At 41.7% G+C, this 26143-nt stretch carries 28 protein-coding genes; 5 read left to right on the forward strand and 23 right to left on the reverse strand.

Going from position 1 to position 26143, the window contains the following annotated elements:
• The first annotated feature begins 139 nt into the window (after positions 1 to 139).
• Positions 140 to 589: an Hsp20/alpha crystallin family protein gene (locus tag BAA9072_RS03285; RefSeq protein WP_201713280.1), complete on the forward strand. Its 450-nt coding sequence runs from the start codon at positions 140 to 142 to the stop codon at positions 587 to 589.
• Between the two features lie 39 nt (positions 590 to 628).
• Here BAA9072_RS03285 and BAA9072_RS03290 read toward each other — a convergent pair whose 3' ends face one another.
• Complete coding sequence (locus BAA9072_RS03290; protein WP_230980745.1) at positions 629 to 1126, reverse strand: YppG family protein; 498 nt, start codon at positions 1124 to 1126, stop codon at positions 629 to 631.
• Between the two features lie 213 nt (positions 1127 to 1339).
• On the opposite strand from BAA9072_RS03290, the gene yppF reads away from it, so the two are divergent.
• Positions 1340 to 1522 (forward strand): YppF family protein, encoded by a 183-nt coding sequence (gene yppF, locus BAA9072_RS03295; RefSeq protein WP_201713281.1) that lies wholly within the window; start codon positions 1340 to 1342, stop codon positions 1520 to 1522.
• 26 nt (positions 1523 to 1548) lie between these two features.
• On the opposite strand, the gene BAA9072_RS03300 is transcribed toward yppF, so the two are convergent.
• The 3 genes from BAA9072_RS03300 to BAA9072_RS03310 all read right to left on the reverse strand — a co-directional run bounded on the left by BAA9072_RS03300 (position 1549) and on the right by BAA9072_RS03310 (position 3710).
• Entirely contained in the window at positions 1549 to 1905 is a 357-nt protein-coding gene (locus BAA9072_RS03300) for a YppE family protein (RefSeq protein ID WP_201713282.1), read from the reverse strand.
• A 70-nt stretch (positions 1906 to 1975) separates the two neighbouring features.
• Positions 1976 to 2230: a hypothetical protein gene (locus BAA9072_RS03305; RefSeq protein ID WP_201713283.1), complete on the reverse strand. Its 255-nt coding sequence runs from the start codon at positions 2228 to 2230 to the stop codon at positions 1976 to 1978.
• A 442-nt stretch (positions 2231 to 2672) separates the two neighbouring features.
• Positions 2673 to 3710, reverse strand: coding sequence for a DUF2515 family protein (locus tag BAA9072_RS03310; protein ID WP_201713284.1), 1038 nt, complete (start codon positions 3708 to 3710; stop codon positions 2673 to 2675).
• 115 nt (positions 3711 to 3825) lie between these two features.
• On the opposite strand from BAA9072_RS03310, the gene recU reads away from it, so the two are divergent.
• Both recU and BAA9072_RS03320 read left to right on the forward strand, forming a co-directional pair.
• Positions 3826 to 4434 carry a Holliday junction resolvase RecU gene (gene recU / locus BAA9072_RS03315; protein ID WP_201713285.1) on the forward strand — a complete coding sequence of 203 codons (609 nt, stop codon included), beginning with the start codon at positions 3826 to 3828 and terminating at the stop codon, positions 4432 to 4434.
• A 103-nt stretch (positions 4435 to 4537) separates the two neighbouring features.
• Positions 4538 to 7255: a transglycosylase domain-containing protein gene (locus BAA9072_RS03320; protein WP_201713286.1), complete on the forward strand. Its 2718-nt coding sequence runs from the start codon at positions 4538 to 4540 to the stop codon at positions 7253 to 7255.
• Positions 7256 to 7287: 32 nt separating this feature from the next.
• Here the strand turns inward: BAA9072_RS03320 and BAA9072_RS03325 are convergent, their stop codons facing one another.
• The 19 genes from BAA9072_RS03325 to BAA9072_RS03415 form a co-directional block, all read right to left on the reverse strand.
• The gene (locus tag BAA9072_RS03325) at positions 7288 to 7803 is read right to left on the reverse strand and encodes a YpoC family protein (RefSeq protein WP_201713287.1); all 516 of its coding nucleotides are present in this window, start codon (positions 7801 to 7803) and stop codon (positions 7288 to 7290) included.
• Entirely contained in the window at positions 7800 to 8456 is a 657-nt protein-coding gene (gene nth, locus BAA9072_RS03330) for an endonuclease III (RefSeq protein ID WP_201713288.1), read from the reverse strand. The genes BAA9072_RS03325 and nth overlap by 4 nt, the downstream gene beginning before the upstream one ends.
• A gap of 89 nt (positions 8457 to 8545) precedes the next feature.
• The gene (locus BAA9072_RS03335; protein WP_201713289.1) at positions 8546 to 9256 is read right to left on the reverse strand and encodes a DnaD domain-containing protein; all 711 of its coding nucleotides are present in this window, start codon (positions 9254 to 9256) and stop codon (positions 8546 to 8548) included.
• Positions 9257 to 9640: 384 nt separating this feature from the next.
• Positions 9641 to 10933 (reverse strand): asparagine--tRNA ligase, encoded by a 1293-nt coding sequence (asnS, locus tag BAA9072_RS03340; RefSeq protein ID WP_201713290.1) that lies wholly within the window; start codon positions 10931 to 10933, stop codon positions 9641 to 9643.
• 141 nt (positions 10934 to 11074) lie between these two features.
• The gene (locus BAA9072_RS03345) at positions 11075 to 12265 is read right to left on the reverse strand and encodes a pyridoxal phosphate-dependent aminotransferase (protein WP_201713291.1); all 1191 of its coding nucleotides are present in this window, start codon (positions 12263 to 12265) and stop codon (positions 11075 to 11077) included.
• Between the two features lie 17 nt (positions 12266 to 12282).
• Positions 12283 to 12759, reverse strand: coding sequence for a cell wall elongation regulator TseB-like domain-containing protein (locus BAA9072_RS03350; protein WP_201713292.1), 477 nt, complete (start codon positions 12757 to 12759; stop codon positions 12283 to 12285).
• Positions 12760 to 12771: 12 nt separating this feature from the next.
• Positions 12772 to 12942, reverse strand: coding sequence for a YpmA family protein (locus BAA9072_RS03355; protein WP_082051082.1), 171 nt, complete (start codon positions 12940 to 12942; stop codon positions 12772 to 12774).
• Between the two features lie 367 nt (positions 12943 to 13309).
• The gene (locus tag BAA9072_RS03360; protein ID WP_201713293.1) at positions 13310 to 14146 is read right to left on the reverse strand and encodes a hypothetical protein; all 837 of its coding nucleotides are present in this window, start codon (positions 14144 to 14146) and stop codon (positions 13310 to 13312) included.
• Between the two features lie 76 nt (positions 14147 to 14222).
• Entirely contained in the window at positions 14223 to 17015 is a 2793-nt protein-coding gene (gene dinG / locus BAA9072_RS03365; RefSeq protein ID WP_201713294.1) for an ATP-dependent DNA helicase DinG, read from the reverse strand.
• Positions 17016 to 17122: 107 nt separating this feature from the next.
• Positions 17123 to 17506, reverse strand: a complete 384-nt coding sequence (gene panD, locus BAA9072_RS03370; protein ID WP_201713295.1) for an aspartate 1-decarboxylase — start codon at positions 17504 to 17506, stop codon at positions 17123 to 17125.
• A complete protein-coding gene (panC, locus tag BAA9072_RS03375; RefSeq protein WP_201713296.1) occupies positions 17499 to 18368 on the reverse strand; it encodes a pantoate--beta-alanine ligase in 870 nt (289 codons plus the stop codon). The genes panD and panC overlap by 8 nt, the downstream gene beginning before the upstream one ends.
• Complete coding sequence (gene panB, locus BAA9072_RS03380; RefSeq protein ID WP_201713297.1) at positions 18365 to 19204, reverse strand: 3-methyl-2-oxobutanoate hydroxymethyltransferase; 840 nt, start codon at positions 19202 to 19204, stop codon at positions 18365 to 18367. The genes panC and panB overlap by 4 nt, the downstream gene beginning before the upstream one ends.
• Before the next feature lie 279 nt (positions 19205 to 19483).
• Positions 19484 to 20467, reverse strand: a complete 984-nt coding sequence (locus BAA9072_RS03385; RefSeq protein WP_201713298.1) for a biotin--[acetyl-CoA-carboxylase] ligase — start codon at positions 20465 to 20467, stop codon at positions 19484 to 19486.
• On the reverse strand, positions 20452 to 21648 hold the full coding sequence (locus tag BAA9072_RS03390; protein WP_201713299.1) for a CCA tRNA nucleotidyltransferase: 1197 nt from the start codon (positions 21646 to 21648) through the stop codon (positions 20452 to 20454). The genes BAA9072_RS03385 and BAA9072_RS03390 overlap by 16 nt, the downstream gene beginning before the upstream one ends.
• A gap of 47 nt (positions 21649 to 21695) precedes the next feature.
• Entirely contained in the window at positions 21696 to 22820 is a 1125-nt protein-coding gene (bshA, locus tag BAA9072_RS03395) for an N-acetyl-alpha-D-glucosaminyl L-malate synthase BshA (RefSeq protein ID WP_201713300.1), read from the reverse strand.
• Positions 22821 to 22824: 4 nt separating this feature from the next.
• Positions 22825 to 23526, reverse strand: a complete 702-nt coding sequence (bshB1, locus tag BAA9072_RS03400; protein ID WP_201713301.1) for a bacillithiol biosynthesis deacetylase BshB1 — start codon at positions 23524 to 23526, stop codon at positions 22825 to 22827.
• A 1-nt stretch (position 23527) separates the two neighbouring features.
• Positions 23528 to 23935 carry a methylglyoxal synthase gene (gene mgsA, locus BAA9072_RS03405; RefSeq protein WP_201713302.1) on the reverse strand — a complete coding sequence of 136 codons (408 nt, stop codon included), beginning with the start codon at positions 23933 to 23935 and terminating at the stop codon, positions 23528 to 23530.
• 12 nt (positions 23936 to 23947) lie between these two features.
• Complete coding sequence (dapB, locus tag BAA9072_RS03410) at positions 23948 to 24718, reverse strand: 4-hydroxy-tetrahydrodipicolinate reductase (RefSeq protein WP_201713303.1); 771 nt, start codon at positions 24716 to 24718, stop codon at positions 23948 to 23950.
• Positions 24705 to 25118, reverse strand: coding sequence for a nucleotide pyrophosphohydrolase (locus tag BAA9072_RS03415; protein ID WP_230980746.1), 414 nt, complete (start codon positions 25116 to 25118; stop codon positions 24705 to 24707). Before BAA9072_RS03415 ends, dapB begins: the two co-directional genes overlap by 14 nt.
• Positions 25119 to 25219: 101 nt before the next feature.
• On the opposite strand from BAA9072_RS03415, the gene BAA9072_RS03420 reads away from it, so the two are divergent.
• Positions 25220 to 26089, forward strand: a complete 870-nt coding sequence (locus BAA9072_RS03420) for a YitT family protein (protein ID WP_201713305.1) — start codon at positions 25220 to 25222, stop codon at positions 26087 to 26089.
• The last annotated feature ends 54 nt before the right edge of the window (positions 26090 to 26143 follow it).

A 26143-nucleotide genomic window follows, 5' to 3' on the forward strand; every position in this document is an offset into this window, starting at 1 on the left:
CGCAGGATATGCCAATGCTCTGTCTATCAAAATGTGAAACCCTCCTTCCTTTTTATCCCTGGATGCATAGGACATATGCACATATTCATCTCTGAAACATACCCTAGTATGAATACGTTTGCCTGAAAGGAGAATACCCATGTCGAAGGATTCAAACAAAAATGGTTTTGGTGATCTGATGCATTCTATGAATGAGTTCTTTCACGAAAGACCGATGAAAGGAATGCTACAAAGTATCGATGATTTCTTCACATCCTCTGCTAACCCTTTTGGTTCATTCCCGGTCGAAATGACTGAAACCGAAGATCATTATGTCGTCACTGCAGAACTTCCCGGTGTAAATAAAGAGCAAATAAAGCTCGATGTATTCCCTCAGTACATCACGATTTCAGTGACCAATAAGGAAATATACTCTGAAGAAAATGAACAACGCCAAACAATAAGAAGGAAACAATCCATGGGAAAAAGCAGTAGAACCGTTCCCTTTCCAAGGGTTGTAAAGGAAAAGGATGTAAAAGCTTCATATAAAAATGGTTTACTTACAGTGAAAGTGAACAAGGAGTCAGGGAACCGTATACAAATAGAATAATTGAAAAAGGAGCTGAGGAATCTGCAGCTCCTTTTTCGTTTAAAATTTGAATATTCCACCTAAACCTTTTACTAAAGAAGATACTTGATTAACGGCACCCATCATTTGTCCTGTAGTATTCATCATTTTGTTAAAATCCAACGAGCCGTCTTGTGACTTAAAGGAGTTCATGATTCCGCTTACCCCTCCTGAAGAGGGTTTTGCCATAAAAGATGCTTTCGGATAAGGATTAGCGTAGTTTTGTTGTTCCATTGCCTTCGTTTGATAAGGATTGTATTCTTTCTGCTGAAGAGGATTTTCAAAATATGGATTCATCTGCTGTGGCTGATTCATCTGCTGATATTGGTTCATCTGACTCCCGGCGCCGGAATAAGTGCCATCCGGCTGTGGTAAGTAATTGGGTTGATAAGGTCCATAATTCGGCGGTCTCATCCCTTGTATGGGATAGTTCATTATCGGCCCCATATTCCCAGGCTGAGAAGGATAATACGGAAATGGGTGATATCGCATCTGTCTCGAATAAGATGAAAAATTCATACTTAGCCCCCCTACTTTTAGTGGTTACTATACTTTATGTATCAACGGAAATAATGGTGAAAGAACCCATAAAGATCTTTCGACAATCTTTAAGAAGAATGTCGGAAGTTACACTATTCTTACAACTTAAAGAAAGGGTTTTCTATGATAGGATAATTGTAGATGCGAAGCTATCATCATTCATATGAAATATAAGTATTGGGAGGAATCGAGATGGACCTTAACGAATTGCTGAAAAGATATGAAAGCAGTAAACAGTATCAAGCAACCGATCAACAAGAACTTCTTACACTGGCCAAAAAACTTTATATTTCTAATGAGATTTCTTTTCACCACTATAAAGAGTTAGCGAAGCAAATCAGTACTGTAGAAGAAAATGCCATTTCAACTCCATAAGAAAGAGGCTGCCCTGTGGCAGCCTCTTATTTTTCATTCAGTTCATCGAGCTGTGTACCGAGAACGTATGAGACAGATTGGTAATGACTGATGAACCGGTTATAGCTGGACTCAGGAAAAAAGCAGTGTACCGATAACATTTCAATATTGTCGAAAGTATTTACGATCTGAGGTAGATGAAGGTGCTTGGGCTTGGATTCTTTTATCCAGTTCAGGGACCATTCTTTCCATCGATCATTCTTCTCTTTCACTTCATCTGCAAAAGGCTTAACTTCAGTATAAAAATCTCCTTTTTCACCTGACTCGCGCCTGCTTTTGTATTCATTCATCATTTTCTCGACCAATACGAGAAGCTCTCCCGTTACCTGATTCAATTCCTTCAAAAAAAGCCCTCCATGCAAGTATATAGAAAAAAATAAAAGTAGCACAATGCTACTTTCTTATAAAGTCAGTTTAAGACGTCTTAAAGGATAATTCAAGTTTTTGTAAGACATAGGACTTTTCCCTGTTATTCATAACGACCGTTTTTAAGCCTGTGTTTCTTTCTATAGAACTTAATTGGCTGTCCATTTTCTGTATCTTATTCGATAGTGTATTCAACCCTTCTTGCTCTTCAGCTGAGATTCGATCATGAAGGCTTTGTTCCAATTGATTGAGGCTTTCTTCGATTTCAGCCAACTTTAACATGATATCTTGTTTTGGAAGCATGTGAATCCTCCCACCTTTTTTTTGGATTAATACAGTAATTCTCCTCTTTTTTCCCTTTCCCTTCACCCCTGACAAAACTAGAAGCGTTTCGCCAAAGAAAGTGCAAAAAGGACATTCACAAAATGATGTTTCGACAGCTCCTGAATAAAAGGTACAAAAACTCAAAATACTATGGGTGGAGGTGTGAATCAATGAAAAATCCAAAAAACAAACAACCCAAACAACAACCAGCAGAAACAAAAGCATCCAAAGGCAACCCAAAACTAGAAGGCGAAAACAGACCTTCAACATAACAAAGCGGAGGCGGCTCGATCAGACCCGACAAGCATAAGACGAACCTCCCGGAAAGGCGCTCTTTGCCTTTTTGGGTGGTTTGACTTATGACCTCGAGGGTCTAAGTCATGCCCATTTTCAGTATATGATTAAGAAGAGGCAAACATTTTCAAAATGTTCGCCTCTTCTTTGTCTTTCGCCATGACCACATCCCATTGAGTGCCCCTTTTATGGATGCCAGCTTCTTAAGCTGTTTTTGCTTATGAGAAAACCACTTTGTCATAATGACGTCTTTAGGGAGTTCCTGATTTCTGTACCAGTCATCCTCAATCGAATTGTCCACAGACCAATCTCTGTGATGATTCCAATTGTGGGAAATCTGATTGTATGCCTGATGAAGAATCGGTGTCTTCGTACCAGGCACTTTACGACAAAATGTTTCATAATCCTTTCTGGAACCTGTATGCTCAACTTCTAGAGCAAACTCAAGAAAAAAACAATGGTAATCCGGGTGAAATAACAGTTCGAATAAAACGTTACCCAACTTGATTCTATTCTGGACTTTTCGAAAACCATGTACACTTGCACCATAAAGATCTCCATGTAAAGTCGGGAAAAGTACGGAACTAAAGTGCAGATGATCTTCTATAAAGAAGATTGAGGTACCAAACACTTTTTTCTTGTATACCTCATGTTCAATAACAGGTCCCTGTATAAGGTGCTGTTCATTTATTATGAGTGACTGCACCAATCGTTTCTCATCCCGTTCCTCCCAAAAACGGTTCCACTCTTCTTCCATAAAATTCGAAATGTGAAGATCTTGAAACAAATGAAACATTTTCTTCTTATATATCGTCGAATAATGGTAGAGAAGGAGTTGAGGAAAAGCATCTTGAAAAATGCTCCAATTCGCTCTCTCATAGGTCATAAAAAGAAGATTACATGTCGTCGGACTCAAGAGTTTTGGGAAGATGGCACCCTTAAGATCGGTCATATTCCACCCCGCATTGCGGGATACCATAGAAGCCAGAAGGGACCATTTAATTTCAGGATGAAGGAGGAAAAATGTTTGATAAGCAGTCGTTCGCGATATATTATCTTGATTGTATCTATTCACCAGTTGAATTACCTCTTTAATCCATTCATTTTCACGTTTAGGTTCAGGTATATAGGGTAAAAAGCGATAAGTATTGCTGAATTTTTTCATCTCTTTTATCACCCTTTCTCTACTAGTCCTAGAATGAGGAGATTTGTAAACAATTATTCACACAAAATGGATTGGTTTCTGTTATGATATAGATTAGTCTGCGAGGTGAATTACCATGAAATTCCATTATCCGAATGGAAAGAAATATGTGGAAGCAACATTACCCTCAAAAAAAATAAAGTCAAAACCGAAACAAATATCGTATAGCAACAGAGGGATGACACTGGAAGAAGATATTAATGAAACTAATCAATATTATTTGACGTTTCAAAAAGCGGTTATTCATAAAAAACCCACCCCTGTCCAAATTGTGGATGTTCACTATCCAACGAGGAGTGCCGCTGTCATAAAGGAAGCTTACTTTAAGCAGCCGTCAACGACTGATTACAACGGGGTCTACAAAGGAAAATATATCGATTTTGAAGCAAAGGAAACCAAAAACAAAACGTCTTTTCCTCTGCAAAACTTTCACGAACACCAAATTCATCATATGGAAAACGTCCATAAGCAGGAAGGCATCACATTTGTACTTATACGGTTCTCCGTTTCAGAAGAGGTATTCTTTCTCCCCTATGAAAGTCTGCGGATTTTCTGGGACCGCATGGCAGATGGAGGGAGAAAATCAATCAAAAGGGAGGAAATGGAAGAGAACGGCATTTCCATTCCATTAGGACTCCATCCCAGGGTTGATTATTTAAAAATAGTCCATCAGTTATATTTTTAGTTTAAGAAAAATGAGTTAATCTATATTTTATCTCATTATGAGTAGTATATTTTTAATCTTAGACAATACTAAAAACACAGAAGATTGAAAGTGAGGAAACAATATGGCTGGTCAATATAAGTCAAGGGAAGAAAAACGCCTGGCCCAACAGAAGTCTAAATCCACTAAGAGCAAGAAAAAAGGCTCTATGGTTAAGCGCGTCATTATATCATTATTTATTATCGGGATCATTGGGATGCTCGCTGGTGCAGGATTATTTGCCTATTATGCATCCAGTGCACCAAAGCTTGATGAAAAATTATTAAAAGATCCGATTGCCTCCGAAATCTATGATATGAACGGAGACTTGATTACAACAGTAGGAAAAGAAAATCGTGAGTACGCCAACTTCGATGATATCCCCCAAGTTATGCAGGATGCGGTCATTGCAACGGAGGATAACCGCTTCTATAAACATAACGGGCTCGACTTGATTCGTTTAGGAGGGGCCATCATCGCCAATGTAACAGGCGGATTCGGTTCAGAAGGGGCTTCAACGATTACTCAGCAGGTCATTAAAGGTTCCTTTTTAAGCCCTGAAAAAACTCTAAAGAGAAAAGCACAGGAAGCTTGGCTTGCTCTGAAGCTTGAGCAGGAGTATACAAAAGAAGAAATCTTTGAGATGTATTTCAATAAGGTATATATGTCTGATGGCATTAACGGTATGGCCACAGCCGCCGATCACTATTATGGAAAAGACATTAAGGATATCAAACTGCATGAAGCTGCTTTGATTGCGGGACTCCCTCAAAGTCCAAACAATTATAACCCGTTTGATTATCCTGAAAAGGCAGAAAAGAGACGTAATATTGTCCTGTCATTAATGGCCCAACACGGTAAAATTACGGAAAAAGAAAAAGAAGAAGCTCAAGCAATCCCCATTTCAAAAGGATTGGTATCTGCAGAAGATATAGAAGAAAAGAGCAGAAAAAAATATCCTGCTTTTGTTGATGCCGTCATCGATGAAGTACAAAAGATGGGAGACTACAACCTGTACTCTGATGGATTAAAAGTGTACACAACAGTCGACCCTAATGCTCAAAAACGCCTGGAAGAAATCTTAGCAGGTGAAAATACCAGCTTCAGTTATCCTGACGCTGCTGAAGAACCAATGCAGGCAGGCGTTACTCTTCTTGATACGAAAACAGGGGAAATTCGGGCGATTGGAGGAGGTCGTGAACAAGATCCAAATGTTCAACGCGGTTTCAATTACGCCATCGACTCCAAGCGTCAGCCGGGATCGACGATCAAGCCTTTACTTGATTATGCTCCCGCAATTGAACATTTAAAATGGTCAACATATCACATTTTAAAAGATGAGCCTTATGAATACTCGAACGGAACGGAAATCAACAACTACGATGGTCAGTTTAAAGGACCGATCACAATCCGTGAAGGACTATGGGATTCCCGGAATATTACCGCCTTAAAAGCCTTCCAGGCAGTTGGAGCGGAGAAGGCGGCTGATTTCGTCAATGGACTTGGACTGAAATTTGACCATTATTATGAATCTGCTTCTATCGGGGGGGTTTCACCTGGTGTGAACTCGGTACAAATGGCCGGGGCGTACGCCGCGTTCGGTAATGAAGGGGTTTATAATAAGCCTCATACTGTATCGAAAGTCGTTCTGCGCGACGGTGAAACAGAAATAAAGAATGAAAACAATCCAGAGCCGGCCATGAAAGAATACACGGCTTATATGATTTCAGATATGCTGAAGAGCGTCATCGACCACCCACAAGGGACTGGAAAGTACGCTAAGGTACCTGGATTGCCAATGGCGGGTAAATCTGGTACGACAAACTATTCTCAAAAAGAACGGGAAAAATACGGTATCGCCAAATCCGGTGCTCCGGATTCATGGTTTGTAGGATACACGACAAATTACACAGCAGCTGTTTGGACTGGATACAAGACTCAATCCATCCCGCTTTCCCCCACTGATCGTCATGTAGCTCAATATATCGTAAGTGACCTGATGAGCTATGTACATGATGGTGTCGATACACCTGATTTCAACAAGCCTGACAGTGTCGTACAATCAAAAGTGGAAATGGGAAGCGATCCTGCTAGACTGCCAAGTGAATATACGCCGGATGACAGAATCATCACAGAACTTTTCGTTAAAGGAACGGAGCCTTCCAAGGTTTCCAAGGAGTTCGATAAAATCGATGCTCCATCTAAACTGAAAGGTACATTCAATAAGAAAGATAAGACCATCACCCTCGCATGGGACTATGGTAAAGATAAAGGCGTGCAGTTTGAAGTTTCCGTATCTATAAACGGTGAAGCGAAGCAAGTCTTGACGACTACAGATAAAAAGGGACTAAATGTTGAAAACATTCAATCAGAAGGTACCTTCACCTTTGAAGTTGTAGCCATTTCGGGTGATCAACGGAGTAACCCTGCATCCGCAAACGTAGATGTAAAAGCGGATAAAGAGGATGAAGGGAATACAGAAGAAGGCGAAGGCAACAGTGAAGAAGGTCAAGGTAACGGTAATGGAAATAACCAAGGGAATGGCAATGACCAGGGCCAAGGGAATGGCAATGACCAGGACCAAGGGAATGGCAATGATGATAACTCAGGTAATGACGACGGCACTACTGGTGAGGATGATGGCACCACTCCTCCACCTGAAGGAGACGGTACTGGAGACGGGGGAGCAAGTGGTGACACCGGTACCGGGGATGGTGGAGCCACAGGAGATGGCGGCACTGGAACCGGAGACGGTTCAGGTACACCTGCTACTCAATCTGAAACCAGACGAAACGAAGAATAAAAATAAGGCAGCGAGAGAACTCTCTCGCTGCCTTATTTTATAGATGCTTGTTTCAACGCCAGAAATTTGGCATATTGTTTATGTTGTTCCTCAAAAAGTTGAGCAAGCTGGATATAGGCATGATAGTGTGACGAATTTTCCCTGATGAAGGTTATTCGTTCCACTGCATTTACAGGCTTAATAGCAAGACGGTTAACCTTCGATTCCCACTCATTCAAATTTGCGGGCTGTTTATTACTCCAAAACAAAAACATATAAAATTGGCCAATACTTTTCTTCATTGATTCCTTCGTCTTTTTTGAACGGTTTTTGAATACCTTCTCTAGATATTCACCTTCTTCCCTCCACTCCCTTACTATGTCTTCAATCCATTCTCCTTGCACGAACCAAGGCAGGCGATTGAGACTCACCCCATTGAAATGTAGAATCTCAAATGCAAAGAAAGGATCCCAAGGTACGATTTGAGATCCATCGATTTCCACCTTTTCATTGGTAAAGAAATAAGGATCTCTCAGCTCTGATGGGATGTTCAGGACATACCTGCTCATTGGCGGGCCTTTTTCTTCAATCTCTTTTGTCCTTCCCTGCATAGATCCACTAATGGACAAACGTCGCATTGAGGAGATTGAGCTTTACAGTGATATCGCCCAAAGAAAATTAAGCGGTGATGAGTTTCGGACCATTCTTCTCTCGGTATTCTTTTCATTAGCGTTTTTTCAACTTCCAATACGTTGTCTTTCCACCTGCAGATTCCCAATCTTTTACTTACACGCTCAACGTGAGTATCAACTGCCAGCGCCGGTATGCCAAAAGCAACAGAAACTACTACGTTCGCCGTCTTCCTTCCCACACCGGGAAGTTTCACCAATTCTTCATGATTCTCAGGTACGTCTCCCCCGTGCTCATCGAGGAGGATTTCACATAATTTGCGTATGTTTTTTGCTTTGTTTCTATACAGACCGATAGAGCGTATATCCTGTTGAAGTTCATCCAATGTGACATCCAGATAATCCTCGGGTCTTTTATATTTCTTAAAAAGGTCATTTGTGACCTTATTGACAAGGACATCCGTACACTGCGCCGATAGAAGGACAGCGATGACAAGTTCGAATGGATTGTCATGACGGAGTTCACAGTGTGCTTCTGGGAACATTTTTCTCATTTCATCCAGGCAAATGTGTATTTGTTTTTTATTTAACATTTTTTTACTGCCTCCAGCCTAAGGAAAATTTGTGTCAAAATAAAGAGACTAACCCCCAAGCATATGAGAGTCAGCCCTCTTTCATCATTTTATTGCTCGAGCCAATTATAAAATGGTACTGATTTTCGTTTCGGAGAAGATGCTGATTCATTTATAGCAGCCGGTTTCTGGTGAGACCTGAAGCGTTGGCTTTGATTTCGTGCATCTTCAATGGTTTTTACGCCATTTTTCTTCCATTCAAATAGAATGCGGTCAATATATCTGAAATTCAACTTACCTGAGATGACCGATTCCCTTAATGCTGCTTTAATGATAATAGCATTGTGATCGTCCTGATCCAGCCACATGGCCAGGGTCTCGCATTCTAATGGAGATAGAGGGCGACCGAATTCTTGTTCGAATGTTGTATAGATATCCGATTCTTCTTCCATTGATTGCTGCATTTGTTTCATTTTTGAATCTTGTATCACGAACTCTGCCATTTTTTCCCATAGGGGATTGAGAGAGTATTTTTCGAATAGAATGCCATCTGCTGATGAACCTTCTTCAATCGATAAAAATTGCTGTTGAATGAGCTTTCGTAATAAAGTGGAACAAAACTCACTGGAAATGCTCATAGGCCGGGAAAGTTCTTCCGGGGTCGGAAAGTGATTTCCCTTTTCTAAATGGCCATAAATATGCAAAAGCAGTACAAATTCTGATTCATTTAATCCCAGTGTATGGTAATTTGATAATAATAATTGTGGAATGTTCAGTGTCCCCTCTTCTATCCAAGACACCATTAAACGTTTATAATCCATATTCAGCACACCTCACTCATAAGTATATCATGATTCAATATATGTGGACATGGTTACGGATTAGAAGAAAGATGGAAAAACAAAAGCATTCTTGGTTCATTTGTTTTTATATCATTTGTAGTGTAAAACATAGGCCGTTCCTTTCTGCTCCACTTTGTGCTTCTCCATACTGACTGCCAAATTATGAATAACCCTAAAAAAAATATCCCTCTGCAAAGAAGTAAAAATTGCAAACCAGTGTGTTATAAAGGCAATTGGTATCAATCAAAGCATTCCCTATAAAAAAAGATCATAGGTAAAGATTCTAGCGGCAGGAACAAAAGAAAGAACCGGCCGGGATTGCCTATAAGCAATCCTGCCAGCTCTATGTTTGGTGTTTTTTTATTATGGATACAAACGGTTAAGTAGACGTGGGAAGGGGATGGTTTCCCTTACGTGTTCCACTCCGCTGATCCATGCTACTGTTCTTTCAAGACCAAGACCGAAGCCGGAATGAGGAACAGATCCATATTCTCTTAGTTCCAGGTACCACTTGTATGCGTCTGTAGCCAGCTCATGCTCTTTAATGCGCTGCTTCATCAACTCTGCGTCATGGATACGCTCTGAACCACCAATAATCTCTCCATACCCTTCCGGAGCAATTAAGTCTGCACATAATACCACATCGTCGCGATCAGGATCCGGCTGCATATAGAAAGGTTTCAGAGAAGTCGGATAATGGGTGATGAATACGGGCTTGTCGTAACTTTCAGCAATGGCTGTCTCGTGGGGGGCACCAAAGTCATCTCCCCACTTGATGTCATCAAAGCCTTTTTCATGTAATAATTTCAGGGCATCGTCATACGTGATGCGCGGGAAAGGTGCTTTGATCTGCTCCAGTTTAGACGTATCTCTTCCCAAACGGTCCAATTCAAGCTTGCAGTTTTGAAGTACTGATTGGACGATATAGGAAACATATTGCTCCTGAACTTCCAGATTATCTTTGAAATCATAGAATGCCATTTCAGGTTCGATCATCCAGAATTCGATTAGATGACGACGGGTCTTTGATTTTTCCGCCCTGAATGTAGGTCCGAACGAAAATACTTTTCCTAACGCCATGGCTGCAGCTTCCATATAAAGCTGACCACTTTGGGAAAGGTACGCATCTTCTTCAAAATATTTTGTGGCAAATAATTCAGTCGTTCCTTCCGGCGCACTTCCAGTGAGAATCGGCGGATCCACTTTTACAAAGCCTTCTTGATTGAAGAATTCATATGTAGCTCGGATGATTTCGTTCCGCACTTTCATCACTGCATGCTGTTTGCGTGAACGAAGCCATAGGTGACGATGGTCCATCAGGAATTCTGTTCCATGTTCCTTTGGAGTAATAGGATAATCTACTGCTTCATGGATGACTTCCACGCTCTTCACCTGGAGTTCGTATCCAAACGGTGAACGGGAATCTTCAGATACTATACCAGTTACATATAGTGATGTTTCTTGTGTTAATGATTTTGCTTTTTGAAAGATTTCTTCTTCCACTTCACTTTTAACGACGACTCCTTGAATGAATCCAGTCCCGTCACGAAGCTGAAGAAATGCAATTTTTCCACTTGAACGTTTATTGGCAAGCCATGCTCCAATGGTGACTTCTTCCCCAACGAACTTACTTACTTGAGATATAGTAGTTTTCACGATTTTTTCCCTCCAAAAAAACTAAGACGCTTATGTATCGTTATTTATTATACATTTACCGTTATCCCGTCGCAACAGATAGAGTAAAACGAGATGACTTTAAGGAAAAAGCAGACCGGCACACGGTCTGCAACCCTTTGATTAATGACTATTGCTCACAACGAATTCATGCATGCGCTCGATTGCTTCTTCAAGGGCATCCAGGCTTGTGGCATAAGAAAGGCGTATATTGTTATCTGACCCGAAACCTGAGCCGGGTATCACTGCTACCTTTGCTTCTTCCAGAAGGGCTTTGGTGAATTCGTCTACATTGTTAAAGCCCGTTTTCTTTGCTGCTTCCAATACATTGGGAAAAAGATAGAAAGCACCTTGAGGTTTCAAGCAGTGAAATCCAGGGATATTGTTCAATTTATTAAACACAATGTTTAGACGCTCTTCAAATGCCTGTCTCATATCCTCTACCGGCTGCTGATCCCCTAAATAGGCAGCAATAGTCCCATATTGTGAGGTAGTTGTAGGATTCGATGTAGAATGACTTGCAAGATTGGTCATAGCTTTAATGACCGTTTCGTTCCCAGCTGCATACCCAATTCTCCATCCCGTCATAGAATGGGATTTGGATACTCCGTTAATCACGATTGTTTGTTCTTTCAGCTCCGGAGACAATCCAGCAATAGAAGTATGTGTGCTCCCACCATACACCAGCTTTTCATAAATTTCATCCGACACAATCATTATACCCTTTTCTAAGCAAACATCCCCGATAGCCTGCAGCTCCTCACGGGAATATAGCATTCCTGTAGGATTACTTGGTGTGTTGAGAATGACTGCCTTTGTTTTCGAAGTGACTGATTCTTCCAGCTGTTGTGGAGTGATTTTATACTCATTCTCTTCTTTCCCCTCAACAATTACGGGAATCCCACCGGCAAGTTTCACTTGTTCAGGGTAGCTTACCCAGTAAGGAGTTGGAATGATGACTTCATCCCCTTCGTTTAACAGAACTTGAAACAATGTATAAAGGGCATGCTTGGCACCACTTGTCACGATGATCTCAGATGGTTTATACGTCAAGTTCTGATCGGCTTTAAACTTATGGATGACAGCTTCTTTCAGGTTGGCCATTCCACCGGATGGTGTGTATTTTGTATGACCTTCCCTCATGGATTCATATGCAGCCTGGATAATATGCTCAGGAGTATTAAAGTCAGGTTCACCTGCCCCCAACCCGATGACATCAATTCCCTGAGATTTCATTTCCTTCGCTTTAGCCGTGATCGCTAAAGTCGTTGATGGTGTTAATGCACTGACTCTATCAGCTAATGTGAATTTCATTGACATTTTCCCCCTGATCATAAATTTTCAATTTTCCTCCACCATTCTCCAGTAGAAAACAGCAGATAATAATAATTTAAATTGTCTTGTTGATCCAAGTAGGTCAATTCCCATACCGGTCCGACAGATTCGTATCCTAGGCGTACAGATAATAATTCTTTCGGCTTCTTTTCATCCTTTAGTTTATTGATCGCCTGATCTTTTGTAATACCATCAGCCCATTTTTTCTCAATTATTTTTCCTTTCTTGTCTGGTATCCACGCAACCAGCTTTTCATTTTGTTCATTTTCCCCCGTTACAACCACATAGGACTTGGATCCATGATAAAAGCTCGTGTTATCCACTTTAACGATTTCTGTTTCGTCTTGCACTCGCTTTAAGGCCTGGTCTGCCTGTCGATCGAGGGGATTCCGGGAAACCTGATACAATATGACTGACGCGGTTATTCCAATGACGATGAACAATAATACGATAATGGTTATCCATTTTTTCATTACAATCACTCTTTATGTACGATAAATTGTTAATACTGCTTGATTTTGATCTTCCGGATCTAAAGCTAAACCAAACATATAATCATCTTTTTTTAATGTTCTATTTAGTGTATCAACCACTTTATATAAGTTATCCGTATATTCAATACGAACGGTGGAAAGAATTTCAATGCGGCTTTCCATGTTGTTCCTCCTTTTATCTATTTCCTTACTTAAGAGTAAGAAACTCTACACATATTATAACAACATAAGTGGCCACCATGGTAGGGGGTTATCATAAAAACGATCGTGATTTCACACAGAGAGGGCCGAACTGGCAGACTTCTTTTCGTATGGCTGTTTCGCAAACTTTGTTGCTTTCAATTAGCGAGAATCGATGGAATTCCACTCCAGTGCCCGCTTTTCCGCGGAGGGTGAATTGAGCCTTCCTCGTTCTAAAAAGTGCTGAGGAGGCTCCCCGTAGGCTGGCTGCAAGTGAAGCATTTCCCTCCACTCGATTGACAAATCCAAATAAACTTGTTCAAAAAAAGCAATCTAAAAAACCTTTCTTTTACTCTTCTTCCTTGAACACTCCATCTCCCTGATCAAATGTGAGCACCTCATAGTTTCTCTTGTTGAACTTCACTGCAATCAACCCATGTTGACCTGTTAAGTAAAGATCGATCCACTCTTCATTGATCGCTTCCAGCATATCTCCATTAAGAAGCCTTTCTTTAGAGCGATAAAGGATAGCGGTTTGTGGATCAACATGCTCAAGGAGGCGCTGAGACATGCTCTCTGATTTTGAATGAACCGGTATTTTAACGATGTTGACATTTTTTAGGGATTTCGATAGTAACACCCCTTCAGAATGTGATGACTGAGAACTCATCCAGAGAAAACGATGGTGAAAAAAGGTGATGGAAAAGTCTAACCCTTCTCTTCTCTCATTTCCGTCATGTACAACTCTCATGGATAATTCATCAGAAAAAGTGTAGGTCTGATCCTCTTGAACGGGATGAACGATGCGGGAAACCAGCGTGGGCATATCAGGTTCCAGGGATTTCCCCACCACGATTTCTTCTATGCTGAACTTTTCCACCAATTCTGCAATCATTCTCTCATCCACTTCACTTTTCTCTGTGATGATCAAACCCTTTATGTTATCAATATGAAGTTGATTGAAATAATAATAAAGTTGATTACGGTCTTTAAATGATCCTGTATTGATCATATAATGGTCCCCCGAAGCCAAATGAAGAACAGCGACCTCCCCTTTTTGAACTGGGAGAAAGCTAATCGCATACTCATCTTGTGACACATGTAAGTTAACCTTGGGGACTTTCATTCCATAGGCATTTGAAATGATCAGGAGAAATAACAGCATTACCGATAGAATCACTCTCATTAACAATCCTCCAGTTTCACATCTACTCTCTAGGTTGTGTTAAAGAAGAGATTTTATCACTGACATTTCAATGGATTCAAAGCCAATCATCAATCAAAGAGACCAAATCAAACATGTCTCCTTCTTTGACTTCCATAGAAGGAATCGACTGTATGAAAGCTTTTCCATATCTTGTAGTCATGACTCTACGGTCGTACACAATTACGATACCACGATCACTGCTTCTCCTGATCAGCCTTCCCACCCCCTGCTTAAAGCGAATGATGGCTTCAGGTAAAGAGTGTGAAGAAAAGGGATTCTTCCCCTGTGCTTTGAGGATATCTGATTTCGCCTGATTGACCGGATCATCCGGCGGGGAAAACGGGAGTCTTACCATGGCAAGACAGGACAGGTCCTCTCCCGGAATGTCCACCCCTTCCCAGAAACTGCTCGTACCAAATAGAATTGCCTTATCGAAGCGTTGGAAGTTCTTTGTCAACCGTGTGCGGCTCCCTGAAGTAATACCCTGTGCCATCAACACATATTCTTCCAACAAACCACTTTCTTTCATGAGCTCATACGTTTTCCTTAACATATCGTAAGAGGTGAATAATATGAGCATTCTGCCTTTTGTCGCCTGAGCCACCCCTATTAAATGAGAGCTGATTGCCTCAATGTATTCTTCGTTGTGAACCTGCTGAATTTCAGGTACATCAGTAGGAACAAAAAGTCTGGAAACCTCATTATAGTCAAATGGGGAGGTAAGCTGCAGCTTTTTCACACCATTGTCGATAAGTCCTATTTCATTCAAGAAATATTGGAAAGATCCGCTGACAGTCAAGGTCGCGGACGTCAGCACTACACTTTTCTTTTTGGCGAAAATCTCGTCCTGGAGATTACGATCGACGGTAATGGGCTGTGCTTGGATAGAAAGACTATTGGGCAATGACCTTGTGTCCCCATCAAGCCAGAGAACGTGGTTGTTCATTTCCTTCAAAAATACCGTTTGAAAATTCGTCCTCAACTCTGTCCAATCCACCAAAAAACTGTAAAATTCTTCAATCAGTGCCTTTTCTTTATCAAGGAGCTTGATTTTCTTTTCCTTGATGGCTTCCAGTACCTGTTGGAACTCTCCTTCTACAAATTTCATTCCTGAAATCACACGTTCCATCGACATAACGACAGGCTGCCAATAACTGCTCTTTTTCATTTCATCTGTAATGCGCAGCTGGATCTTTTGTATGCCCGTTCTCTTTTTGGACTTCTTATAGAAAACACTTGTCAATACAGAAATGGCTTCTTCCAAGTCCATATAAAATTGTCCGATTTTCGAATCCACTTCAAAGGAATGTAAATTCAAATCAACCGAGTGACTGGTTAGAAGCTGATCCAGGCGGTAAAAAAGTTGTTTGTGGTCAAGTGTCCCTAATTGTGACGTGCTAAACTTAATGGAGAGATAATCCATGACTACCCCAAGGTGTTGTCGTGCCGACTTTTCCAGATGATGAGCTTCATCGATCACTAAGTACTCATAAGGGGGTAGCATGCTGTTTTCTCTCACCATATCCGATAAAAGCATCGAGTGATTCGTGATGATGATATCTGCTTCCTGTGCATTTTTTCGCGCAGAAAGGTAGAAATCCTTCCCGATCCATGGATCCTTCGTATGGGCCAGGTGCCAGCCATCGTGTTTTAAACGATTCCAGAATAACTGTCCCCCAGAAGTAAGGTTCAATTCATCCAAGTCCCCGGACTCGGTACGTGTCAGCCATACGAGAATCTGCATCTTTGTCAGGACCACATCGTATTGGGACTCGCCTTCCCTTAGGGACTGCTCGAATTTGAACAGGTTTATGTAATGATTCTTCCCCTTCAAGAGAACGGTTTTGAAAGGGGTCGGGCTGATTTTCTCCAATAATTTAATTTCTTTATGGAGTAATTGCTCTTGTAATTGAATGGTATATGTACTGATTACCACTTTTTCATGGGTACTCTTGGCAAACATGACTGCCGGCCACAAATAACCAAGTGACTTTCCAACCCCGGTGCCTGCTTCGATGACCACATGCTTCGATTCATGAAATGCACGCGTGATCTCATTCATCATTTCCATTTGCTGCTCTCTCTTTTCGTAGAGGGGTACATGTTGTGCAAGGTGCTTCTCTATATCAGTCTCATGAAAATGAAGATCTTGATTGGGGGTCACCGAGTGATTTTTCTTTCTCAGGGCTATACCACGATAAACCTCTAATTCATCTGAAAGGTCCTCTATATGTTTTTGTTTCTCTGTTATAATGCTGTCAAACAATAAATCAAGATCACTCTTTAAATGTTTCGAAAGCTTGTGAAGCTTTTCCAGGGTGACCAATGGGAGCTTTGAAAGTTCCTGGATAAAATAAAGAAGAATTTCAGCTGTCACATAAGCATCACTGTCAGCCTGATGCGGCCTTACATGGCTTAACTCCAATGAATTGGAAAGCTCCGTCAGTTTAAAGCTGTCCGCGGATGGCAATGCCACCTTCGCTAATTCCACAGTATCAAAGGCAGGTCCCTTAAATGGGTTGTACCCCGCTTCTTCTAATTCCGCCTGAAGAAATGAAAGGTCAAATTGAACATTATGAGCCACAAAGATACCATGATCCAATAATTCAAGAATTTTTGGTGCAATTTCATGAAAGGCTGGCGCATCCTTCACCATTTCATCATTGATCCCCGTTAATTCCTCAATAAACGCAGGAATGGGTTTTCCAGGTGATACAAATGACGTGAATTGATCAATGATCTTTCCACTTTCAATAATGACCGCTGATAGTTGAATGATTTTTTCTCCCTTTTTTGGAGAATTTCCTGTTGTTTCTAAGTCGATGACAACCAATTTAAATGGGTACATGTTATTCACTGCCTTTATATAGATCCTACTCTTATGATTTTCTAAATAAGTGTACCATAAACAAAAAAGCAAGTCTCCTATTCCAAAATAGAAGACTTGCCCTTCTCTTATAGTATTGTCGCTTCCGGTTCTGTTCCGATCATGTCAATCACACGGTTATTTTCTCCCATGATTGCCACTTTCGGAATATGGTCATGAACCATTTCTTCAGCGACCAATTTATACGAAATGATGATGACGATATCACCTTTCTGTACGAGTCTTGCAGCCGCTCCGTTCAAACAAATGACGCCGCTTCCTCTCTCCCCCGGTATGATATAGGTCTCGAGGCGGGCACCATTATTGTTATTGACAATCTGAACTTTTTCATTTGCCATCATTCCGACTACATCTAGAATATCCTGATCGATGGTAATGCTCCCCACGTAATCAAGATTCGCTTCCGTTACAGTCGCTCTATGAATTTTTCCGCTCATCATCGTTCTAAACATTTGAATCCTCCTTTGATTCTACACTGATGATTATATTATCTATCAACCTGGCTTGTTGAAATTGGACAGCGATGGCTAAGATGATGTCACCTTTCAGTCTATCCAGCTTTTCAAGCTCCGGATAGGAATACACTTCCACATAATCGATCGTGCCAGAAGTATGTTCTTGTATGTCAACTGAAATTTCCCCTGTAATGACAGACGGGTTTCGCTCTCCTAATTCAATACTCTCCCTTGCTTCTTTCAAACTTCGGTAGAGAAAAGGGGCTTCTACTCTTTCTTCATGAGATAGATAGACATTTCTAGAGCTCTTGGCTAGTCCATCCTCTTCCCGAACGGTAGGGACACTGACGATTTCCAGTGGAAAAAAATAATCACTTACAAGGCCCTCTACGACCGCCACTTGCTGGGCATCTTTCTGTCCGAAATAGGCTCTGGTAGGCTGCACGAGATGAAACAATTTTGTCAGGACGGTTACCACTCCATCAAAATGACCTTCCCTCTTCCGACCGCACAGTACATCTACGCGCTCTTTTACGCTCATAGTCACTGACTGCTTCCCCCTGTAAACGTCTGACGCTTCAGGAATGAAAAGGATATCGACTCCTGCCATCCTTGCTAACTCTGTATCTCTATCAACATCACGGGGATAATGGTCAAAATCTTCGTTTGGTCCAAACTGCAGGGGATTCACAAAGATACTCATCACAACGATTTCATTGTTTTCCCTTGCTTCTTTAGCCAGTGTCAAATGCCCCTCATGAAGATACCCCATTGTAGGGACGAAACCAATTGTGGTACCCCTGGTTTTCAATTGTTCTATATTCAATCGCAAATCACTACTATTTTTTATAACGTTCATTTCTTCAACCCGCCATAGAGAGAATGAAGTTCTTCATCCCGCATGGTAAAGGAATGTTCATCCGTTGGGAAACGCTTACCCTTCACTTCTTCTATATAGTTCTTTAGGCTGTTATGAATGACTTCAGATGCATTACCATATTGTTTGACAAACTTAGGCACACGGTTCACACCATAGGTGACAAGGTCATGGAAGACCAAAACCTGACCATCAGTATCTATACCGGCCCCTATGCCAATCGTAGGAATCATCAACGTTTCTGATATCTCCTTTGCGATTTGCTTAGGTACACATTCCAACACGAGGGCAAATGCCCCAGCCTGTTCACACTTTATGCTATCTTCGATCAATTTCTTTGCAGCGTCTGCCGTCTTCCCCTGCACTTTATATCCCCCGAGTACTCCTACTGATTGAGGAGTCAATCCTAAATGAGCGACAACAGGAATACCCGCACTTGTAAGATCCTTTATTCGATCGATGACGTGTTCGCTCCCCTCGATCTTTACCGCGTGAGCCCCTCCCTGTTGAAGTATGTCTGCAGCAGTTTTCAGGGTTTCTTCCCTTGACAAGTGGTACGACATAAACGGCATATCAGTCACGATAAACGTGTTTTTTGCCCCTCTTTTTACAGCTTTGGTATGATGAATCATATCATCGACCGTAACGGGTACTGTGGAGTCATAACCTAAAACGACCATCCCAAGGCTGTCACCCACAAGAATGACATCAATTCCCGCTTCTTCAGCAAATTTGGCACTTGGATAATCATAAGCTGTAACCATGGAAACCTTTACCTTTTCATTCTTCATCTTAAGAAAATCTGTTGTTTGTTTCATGTTATCCTCCTTCTTTTCAGTCAGAGGTGACGAAACGAAATGAAAGCACTTTCATACTGAAACTAAAAAAACCTCCTGAATAAATGACAGAAGGATCATAAGTGTTTGATATCATTGTTTCGACCCTCTGTCCCAGTCCACAATGGATCAAGGCAGAAATAGTATTAAATGCTGAATCTATGTTTTTACAGGTGCAGTTCCAAGGATACTGCCCAATTTAAATTATACCATAAAAAGATGGGATGGAAGAATCGGTTTTACACCCCTTCCCTACCAAACTTATACATTCACTTCAATATCTGCAGAGTAAATCTGATGGATGGTACCACCGGAATCTTCGATCTTCAACACTCCTTCATCCGTAATTCCGAGTGCCCTGCCTTCAATGGTTCCATTAATGGTTCTTGCCCGGATCTTCTTTCCGATACTGATGGCATAGCTCTCCCATAAGAGCTTGATTGGGGTGAAGCCTTCATTCATGTAAAGTGAATACAACGACTCTATACGCTCGAGCAGTCTTTGAACTATAGCAGATCTTGATAAGGTCTTTCCTTCCTCGATAGAAAGGGAGGTTGCGATCTTTTGAATCTCATCAGGGAAATGTTCCTTTGTCTGATTGACATTCATACCGATTCCGATGATGATCGAGTTTATTTTATCCGATTCTGCCTGCAATTCCGTCAGGATCCCCGTCACTTTCTTTCCATCAATGAGGATATCATTAGGCCATTTGATCTGGGGATGCAGATCAGACACTTCTTCGATTGCCTGGACAACAGCCACAGCTGCAATCAGTGTGAATTGAGGGGCTTTTTGAGGCGGCAGATGCGGCTTCAATATTAAACTCATCCAAATTCCGGTACCTTTTGACGAGTGCCATTCTCTCATCAACCTGCCTCTTCCAGCAGTCTGTTCGTCTGCTATCACCAACGTGCCCTCTTCTGCCCCATCACTGGCTAGAGTATGAGCGATCCGTTGGGTACTTGGAACGGATTCTTCGTAATGGATTACAGTTCCTAATGTTTTAGTCTGCAGGCCTAAACGTATTTTACTTTCTGTAACGCTATCAGGCGTTTCTATAATTCTATATCCTTTTTTCCTTACAGCTTCCAATACGAACCCTTCTTTTCGAAGTTCTTCAATATGTTTCCAGATTGCAGTCCTTGAACACCCAGCAATATCAGCAAGAGCTTGACCTGATAAAAATTCCTGATCCGATTCAAATAGCGCTTGAAGGACTTTCTTCCTTATAGTCGATTGCATGTTTTCAGCCACCTCCTTATCACTTCTTTTTCATTTGTGATCGTTTCATTTATGATAGCCGATTCAATATCAGACAATAACTCTTTTATCCATGGACCTCCCTTTTTGTCAGTCCATGTCATTAAGTCTGTACCTGTTACATCGAGCTCATGTCTGGAGGAAATGGCAAGTTTATGGTATTGTTCCATTACTTTTTCCTCAGAAAAATCCGATGACTCTTTCAAGCATCCATATACCTTTTCAACATTTACTGCTGCTTCAAGGCCTGCTCGATAAAGTAGGGTCTTAGTCCATCCTGATACTTCCCTTTCCTTTAATATTTCAAGCTCTTTGGAACGTGCCCTGATCATTTTAGTGGGAAGTCTCCAATCTTTCAGAAACCCCTCTATATCGTCCTCCACGAAATGAGTTAACAGAAGTAACCACGTTTGATTTTTATTTAACTTGTCCAAACCAGAACGATTGGCTGAATATTTAAGCTGCTCACTGTATCTGCTTAGATTAGGGAGCTCCTGATACAGGTTGGTATGGACAAGAAGGTTCAGCCCTTCTTGCTTCCATTTCCCCTGAAGGATCTTCTCGAATTCCATCGTTTTTCTTTCAACTGCTATATGCTCAAGCAGTTTCGAATGTTCCTTTAAGGCACTTAATGTAGAAGGCTCGAGCCCAAACCCTAATTGACTGACAAAGCGGACAGCCCTCATCATGCGCAAAGCATCCTCAGAAAACCTCAATTCTGGTGAGCCTACAGTTCGGATCAACCTGTTATGTATGTCTTCTTTTCCATTAAAAGGATCCTTCACAATTCCGTCCCGGTCCATAGCCATGCTGTTCATAGTGAAATCCCGTCGCTTCAGGTCCTCTTCAAGCGAACGGATAAATTCCACTTTATCAGGCCTTCTATAATCAGCATAGGCAGATTCGGTTCTAAATGTGGTGATTTCATATTCTTTTCCTTCATCCATTACGAGGATCGTTCCATGGTCGATGCCGACATCAAACGTCTTTTGGAAAATCCCCTTAACTTCTTGTGGGTAAGCAGAAGTAGCGATATCTACATCATTGATTGCCCTTCCAAGGATATAGTCCCTGACAGAGCCACCTACGAAGTAAGCTTCGTAGCCAGCTTTTTCAAGTTTTCTTAAAACGGGTACCGCTTGCTGAAATATGGTTGGTAACATTCATAACACCTGCTTTACTTGGATCCTATATAGGAAAACTGGACTCTTCACAAAAGATCCTTGTAGATTTGTTCATATTGTTCGACTATTTTACTGGAATGGAATTTCGTACGTGCTGTTTGAAGGGCATTTTTCGAAAGCTTTCTGTGAAGCTTTTCATCCTTCAGTAATTGCAGTGCCTTCAAGGCAACTTGTTTGACGTTTCCGACTTCACATATAAAGCCGTTGTACCCATCCTCAATCACTTCCGGGATTCCCCCGACATTCGTTCCGATGCTTGGAACACCACATGCCATTGCTTCGAGGGCAACAAGACCGAAGCTCTCTTTTTCTGAAAGTAATAGTTTAATATCACTGATTGAATAGAGCTCTTCAAGGTTATCCTGCTTCCCAAGGAATAAGACGCGCCCTTCTAACCCAAGCTCTCTTACCTGTTTGCATATGAGCGTCATTTCAGGTCCGTCCCCTACAAGGAGCAGCTTGGATGGGATCTCTCTGTGGATTAGGTTGAAGGAAGCGACGACGTCCTGCACCCTCTTCACCCCTCGGAAGTTTGATACGTGGATCATGACCTTTTCATGATCCTTTATTCCATACTCATTCCTCAGATGACGGGAATCCACTGCCTTATATACTCTCTCATCAATAAAATTATAAACCGTTTTAATCTCTTTATCAGGCTGAATCAAATCATAGGTTTGTTTCACCAGAGCGGAAGAAACCGCCGTCACGACATCCGACTTTTCAATACCGAAACGAATGGCACCTGTCAAAGATGGATCATACCCAAGGACCGTAATATCGGTTCCGTGCAGCGTGGTGACGATCTTCACGTCTTTTCCGGACATTTGTTTCCCCAAAATGGCACAGACAGCATGGGGTATGGCGTAATGAACATGCAGGATGTCAAGATTCTCACGCTCGGTTATCTCCGCCATTTTATTCGCCAGTGCCAGATCATATGGGGGGTATTGAAACACAGAATATTGACTCACTTCCACTTGATGAAAATAGATATTGTGATACATCTTGTTCAATCTGAACGGTATGCTCGAGGTTATAAAGTGTATTTCATGACCTTTCTCAGCCAATAATTTACCCAACTCAGTTGCCACGACGCCAGAGCCACCAACTGTTGGATAGCAGGTTATTCCTATTTTCAACTTCTTCATACAATTAATCTCCTAACAAATCTTGATGCAAGATAAGGGTATTATAGGAAAAGAACCCTTCTGCATAGCGCAGTCCGGCATCTTTCCCCATCATTCTCTCCCTTGCTTCGACCGCTTCGATATATCCTTCCGTTAAAGGGGTGGACACACCATCTGTTCCTCGGGTGAATTGGCTGCCATATGCTTGTAAGCTGTCAACCTTCACCTGCATAAAGGGTTCGATATCTACCACAAATTGAGGTTTGTGGAACCCGTTGATCATATAAAAATAAAGGTGCGCGGCTTTATGTACTGGACTGCTCGAGTGGAATTTCCTGATCCCCGCAGAGAAAAAAGCTTCTTTCACCAACCTGGAAGCATTTCCATGATCAGGATGGCGATCTTGATCATAGGGAGCGAAAATTGCTTTCGGTTTATATAATCTGATCACGCTAACGATTTTTTGAATGATTTCGTCTGTTATGTATATTCCCCGATCCGGTACATCGAGGGTGACCCTTTTCATTGCCCCTAGTATGTCCGCTGCCCTCAAAGCTTCTTCTTTGCGTATAGAAACCGTTCCATTGGAAGATAGCTCTGCCTCTGTTATGTCACATATCACAATCTTCTTTCCTTCAGCAGCAAATTTCGCCAGAGTTCCCCCCATTCCGATTTCCACATCGTCGGCATGTGCCCCGAACGCAAGAATGTCTACTTGTTGTTCCACATTATTCCTCCTTGTCCCTGACTACACTTCGCCACTCAATGTCCCCTCTGTCGAGACCTCTTACCAGCACTTCAGCAGTACCCATATTTGTTGCGAGTGGAACAGCATACACGTCACAAAGCCTGATCAGAGCCGAGACGTCAGGTTCATGGGGCTGAGCCGTCAGGGGATCCCTGAAAAAGAGGATAAGGTCCATTTTATTATTCGCAATATAGGACCCTATCTCCTGATCTCCACCAAGTGGGCCTGATCGAAAGCGATGGATGGGTAAACCCGTTTCTTCACCGATTCTTTTTCCCGTCGTCCCTGTTGCAAAAAGAGAGTGTTTTTCTATGACTGACTTATATGCCAGTACAAATCTAATGAGATCATCTTTTTTTTTATCATGAGCAATCAACGCAATATTCATAACACTCACCCTTTAGTCTAATATATTTTCAAGCCCGTATACTAATGTGTCGAGTTTCATGACAGTCTCGACAGAAACCTTGACCCCAGACATGAAGCTTCCACGATTAAAGGAATCATGTCGAATCGTCAATGTTTGCCCCTCAGCTCCTAACATTACCTGCTGATGAGCAATGAGGCCAGGAAGTCGAATACTGTGAATATGCATCCCATCTACATCTGCTCCCCTTGCACCTGAATGTGTTTCTTTCTCATTAGGATGCCCCTGCTTCTTTGTTTCCCTCACTTCTCTGATCATTTCCGCCGTTTTCAATGCCGTCCCTGATGGTGCGTCCAATTTTTGATCGTGATGGAGTTCAATGATCTCTACATCATCGAAATATTTCGCAGCCATTTGAGAGAATTTCATCATAAGTACGGCTCCAATCGCAAAGTTGGGGGCAATGATACATCCTGTGGATTTCGATTCAGACAGTACCTTCAGTTCCTGTAGTTCCTCCTGGGAAAATCCCGTCGTACCGACCACGGGTCTCACCCCGTATTCCAGTGCTGTTTTTGTATGGTGGTACCCGACTTCAGGCGTCGTTAAGTCGATTAATACATGTGGCACACGATCCTGAAAGCACGTTTGGATATCTGCATATACCGGTACATCCAGATCCACATCTTTTTTGTGATCAATCACACTAATGAGCGTAAAGTGCTCTGTGTCCTTCACCAATTGAACCGCTTCTTTTCCCATTCTTCCTCTGGGTCCTGCGATCGTGACGTTAATTTGTTCCATCTTCATCCCCACTTTCGATTCTGGTCCAACGATCTTTATCTCTTGTATTAAACTTGTACATCACCCGATTGTGTGCTTCTTCCAGGCTGATATCCAGGGAATTAGCCAAACAAATGACCACAAACAATAGATCCCCCAACTCTTCCTCAACTGTATTTTCTTCTTCTGTCCTTTTTTTAGGTTTTTCGCCATGATGATGGTTCACTTCTCTCGCTAATTCACCAAGTTCCTCTGTGAGACGTGCTACCATAGCCAATGGACTGAAATATCCTTCTTTGAATTGGCTTATGTATTGATCTACTTCTTTTTGTAATTGATTCATCGTTTTGTTCTTATCCATAAGAAGGTTCACTCCTTCATTATCTCCTATCATGTTAGCTAAATCCTTCCCATTTGACAAATATAACGTTTGATTCCCAAACTCTTCATTGCCAGTTTGTTTTTCTTCTTATATAATGTCTCTGTCAACGAGATAATACTAATAAAAGGAGGGAATCACAGATGTTGGGATTACGAATTAAAAATATTTTGTTCATCTTATTGGGTTCGGCTATATTTGCTTTTGGTCTTGTTCACTTTAATATTCAAAATAAACTGGCTGAAGGTGGGTTCACGGGAATAACTCTTATACTTTATTTCTTATTCGACATTGACCCGTCGTACTCCAACCTTGCCTTAAATATACCCCTATTTTTCCTTGGATGGAAGCTACTCGGAAAGAAAGCATTCTATTATACTGTGATTGGAACGGTTGCTCTTTCCGTTTTCCTCTGGATTTTCCAACGGTATCAAATGACCATTGACCTGGAAGGGGATCTATTTCTCGCTGCTTTGTTTGCTGGTGTATTTATCGGAATTGGACTTGGAATCATTTTCAGATTCGGCGGTACAACAGGCGGCGTCGATATTATCGCCAGACTTGCCCATAAATACATAGGCTGGAGCATGGGGAAAACGATGTTTATGTTTGATGCTGTCGTCATTGGAGTCTCTCTGATTACCTATTTGGAATATCGGGAAGCAATGTACACACTGGTGGCTGTATTTGTGGCGGCAAGGGTCATCGATTTCATGCAGGAAGGGGCCTATTCAGCAAGGGGCGCCATGATCATCTCTGAAAGCCATGAAGAAATCGCCAGTGTCATTAATGAGAAAATGGACCGTGGAGTAACTGTACTGCGCGGCCATGGTTCGTTTACGAAGCAGGAACGGGAAGTGCTTTACTGCGTAGTTGGGAAAAATGAAATCGTACGCCTTAAAAATATCATCACAAGCGTCGATCCTCATGCCTTCGTTTCAGTCACCGTCGTACACGACGTGCTCGGGGAAGGGTTCACACTGGATGCAGATAAGAATCCTATCCTTGACTAGACAGAATCATCACATATAAAAAGCAGCGGGACTCCAGCTGAGTCCCGCTGCTTT

The sequence above is a fragment of the Rossellomorea arthrocnemi genome (genome assembly GCF_904424705.1).
Classification (GTDB): domain Bacteria; phylum Bacillota; class Bacilli; order Bacillales; family Bacillaceae_B; genus Rossellomorea; species Rossellomorea arthrocnemi.

Bases quoted from the DNA above. Each gene is read 5' to 3' on its own strand.
- BAA9072_RS03285 (WP_201713280.1), top strand. From the start codon at position 140: ATGTCGAAGGATTCAAACAAAAATGGTTTTGGTGATCTGATGCATTCT.
- BAA9072_RS03290 (WP_230980745.1), bottom strand. From the start codon at position 1,126: ATGAATTTTTCATCTTATTCGAGACAGATGCGATATCACCCATTTCCG.
- yppF (WP_201713281.1), top strand. From the start codon at position 1,340: ATGGACCTTAACGAATTGCTGAAAAGATATGAAAGCAGTAAACAGTAT.
- BAA9072_RS03305 (WP_201713283.1), bottom strand. From the start codon at position 2,230: ATGCTTCCAAAACAAGATATCATGTTAAAGTTGGCTGAAATCGAAGAA.
- BAA9072_RS03310 (WP_201713284.1), bottom strand. From the start codon at position 3,710: ATGAAAAAATTCAGCAATACTTATCGCTTTTTACCCTATATACCTGAA.
- recU (WP_201713285.1), top strand. From the start codon at position 3,826: ATGAAATTCCATTATCCGAATGGAAAGAAATATGTGGAAGCAACATTA.
- BAA9072_RS03320 (WP_201713286.1), top strand. From the start codon at position 4,538: ATGGCTGGTCAATATAAGTCAAGGGAAGAAAAACGCCTGGCCCAACAG.
- BAA9072_RS03325 (WP_201713287.1), bottom strand. From the start codon at position 7,803: ATGAGCAGGTATGTCCTGAACATCCCATCAGAGCTGAGAGATCCTTAT.
- nth (WP_201713288.1), bottom strand. From the start codon at position 8,456: ATGTTAAATAAAAAACAAATACACATTTGCCTGGATGAAATGAGAAAA.
- BAA9072_RS03335 (WP_201713289.1), bottom strand. From the start codon at position 9,256: ATGGATTATAAACGTTTAATGGTGTCTTGGATAGAAGAGGGGACACTG.
- BAA9072_RS03345 (WP_201713291.1), bottom strand. From the start codon at position 12,265: ATGAAATTCACATTAGCTGATAGAGTCAGTGCATTAACACCATCAACG.
- BAA9072_RS03350 (WP_201713292.1), bottom strand. From the start codon at position 12,759: ATGAAAAAATGGATAACCATTATCGTATTATTGTTCATCGTCATTGGA.
- BAA9072_RS03355 (WP_082051082.1), bottom strand. From the start codon at position 12,942: ATGGAAAGCCGCATTGAAATTCTTTCCACCGTTCGTATTGAATATACG.
- BAA9072_RS03360 (WP_201713293.1), bottom strand. From the start codon at position 14,146: ATGAGAGTGATTCTATCGGTAATGCTGTTATTTCTCCTGATCATTTCA.
- dinG (WP_201713294.1), bottom strand. From the start codon at position 17,015: ATGTACCCATTTAAATTGGTTGTCATCGACTTAGAAACAACAGGAAAT.
- panD (WP_201713295.1), bottom strand. From the start codon at position 17,506: ATGTTTAGAACGATGATGAGCGGAAAAATTCATAGAGCGACTGTAACG.
- panC (WP_201713296.1), bottom strand. From the start codon at position 18,368: ATGAACGTTATAAAAAATAGTAGTGATTTGCGATTGAATATAGAACAA.
- panB (WP_201713297.1), bottom strand. From the start codon at position 19,204: ATGAAACAAACAACAGATTTTCTTAAGATGAAGAATGAAAAGGTAAAG.
- BAA9072_RS03385 (WP_201713298.1), bottom strand. From the start codon at position 20,467: ATGCAATCGACTATAAGGAAGAAAGTCCTTCAAGCGCTATTTGAATCG.
- BAA9072_RS03390 (WP_201713299.1), bottom strand. From the start codon at position 21,648: ATGTTACCAACCATATTTCAGCAAGCGGTACCCGTTTTAAGAAAACTT.
- bshA (WP_201713300.1), bottom strand. From the start codon at position 22,820: ATGAAGAAGTTGAAAATAGGAATAACCTGCTATCCAACAGTTGGTGGC.
- mgsA (WP_201713302.1), bottom strand. From the start codon at position 23,935: ATGAATATTGCGTTGATTGCTCATGATAAAAAAAAAGATGATCTCATT.
- dapB (WP_201713303.1), bottom strand. From the start codon at position 24,718: ATGGAACAAATTAACGTCACGATCGCAGGACCCAGAGGAAGAATGGGA.
- BAA9072_RS03420 (WP_201713305.1), top strand. From the start codon at position 25,220: ATGTTGGGATTACGAATTAAAAATATTTTGTTCATCTTATTGGGTTCG.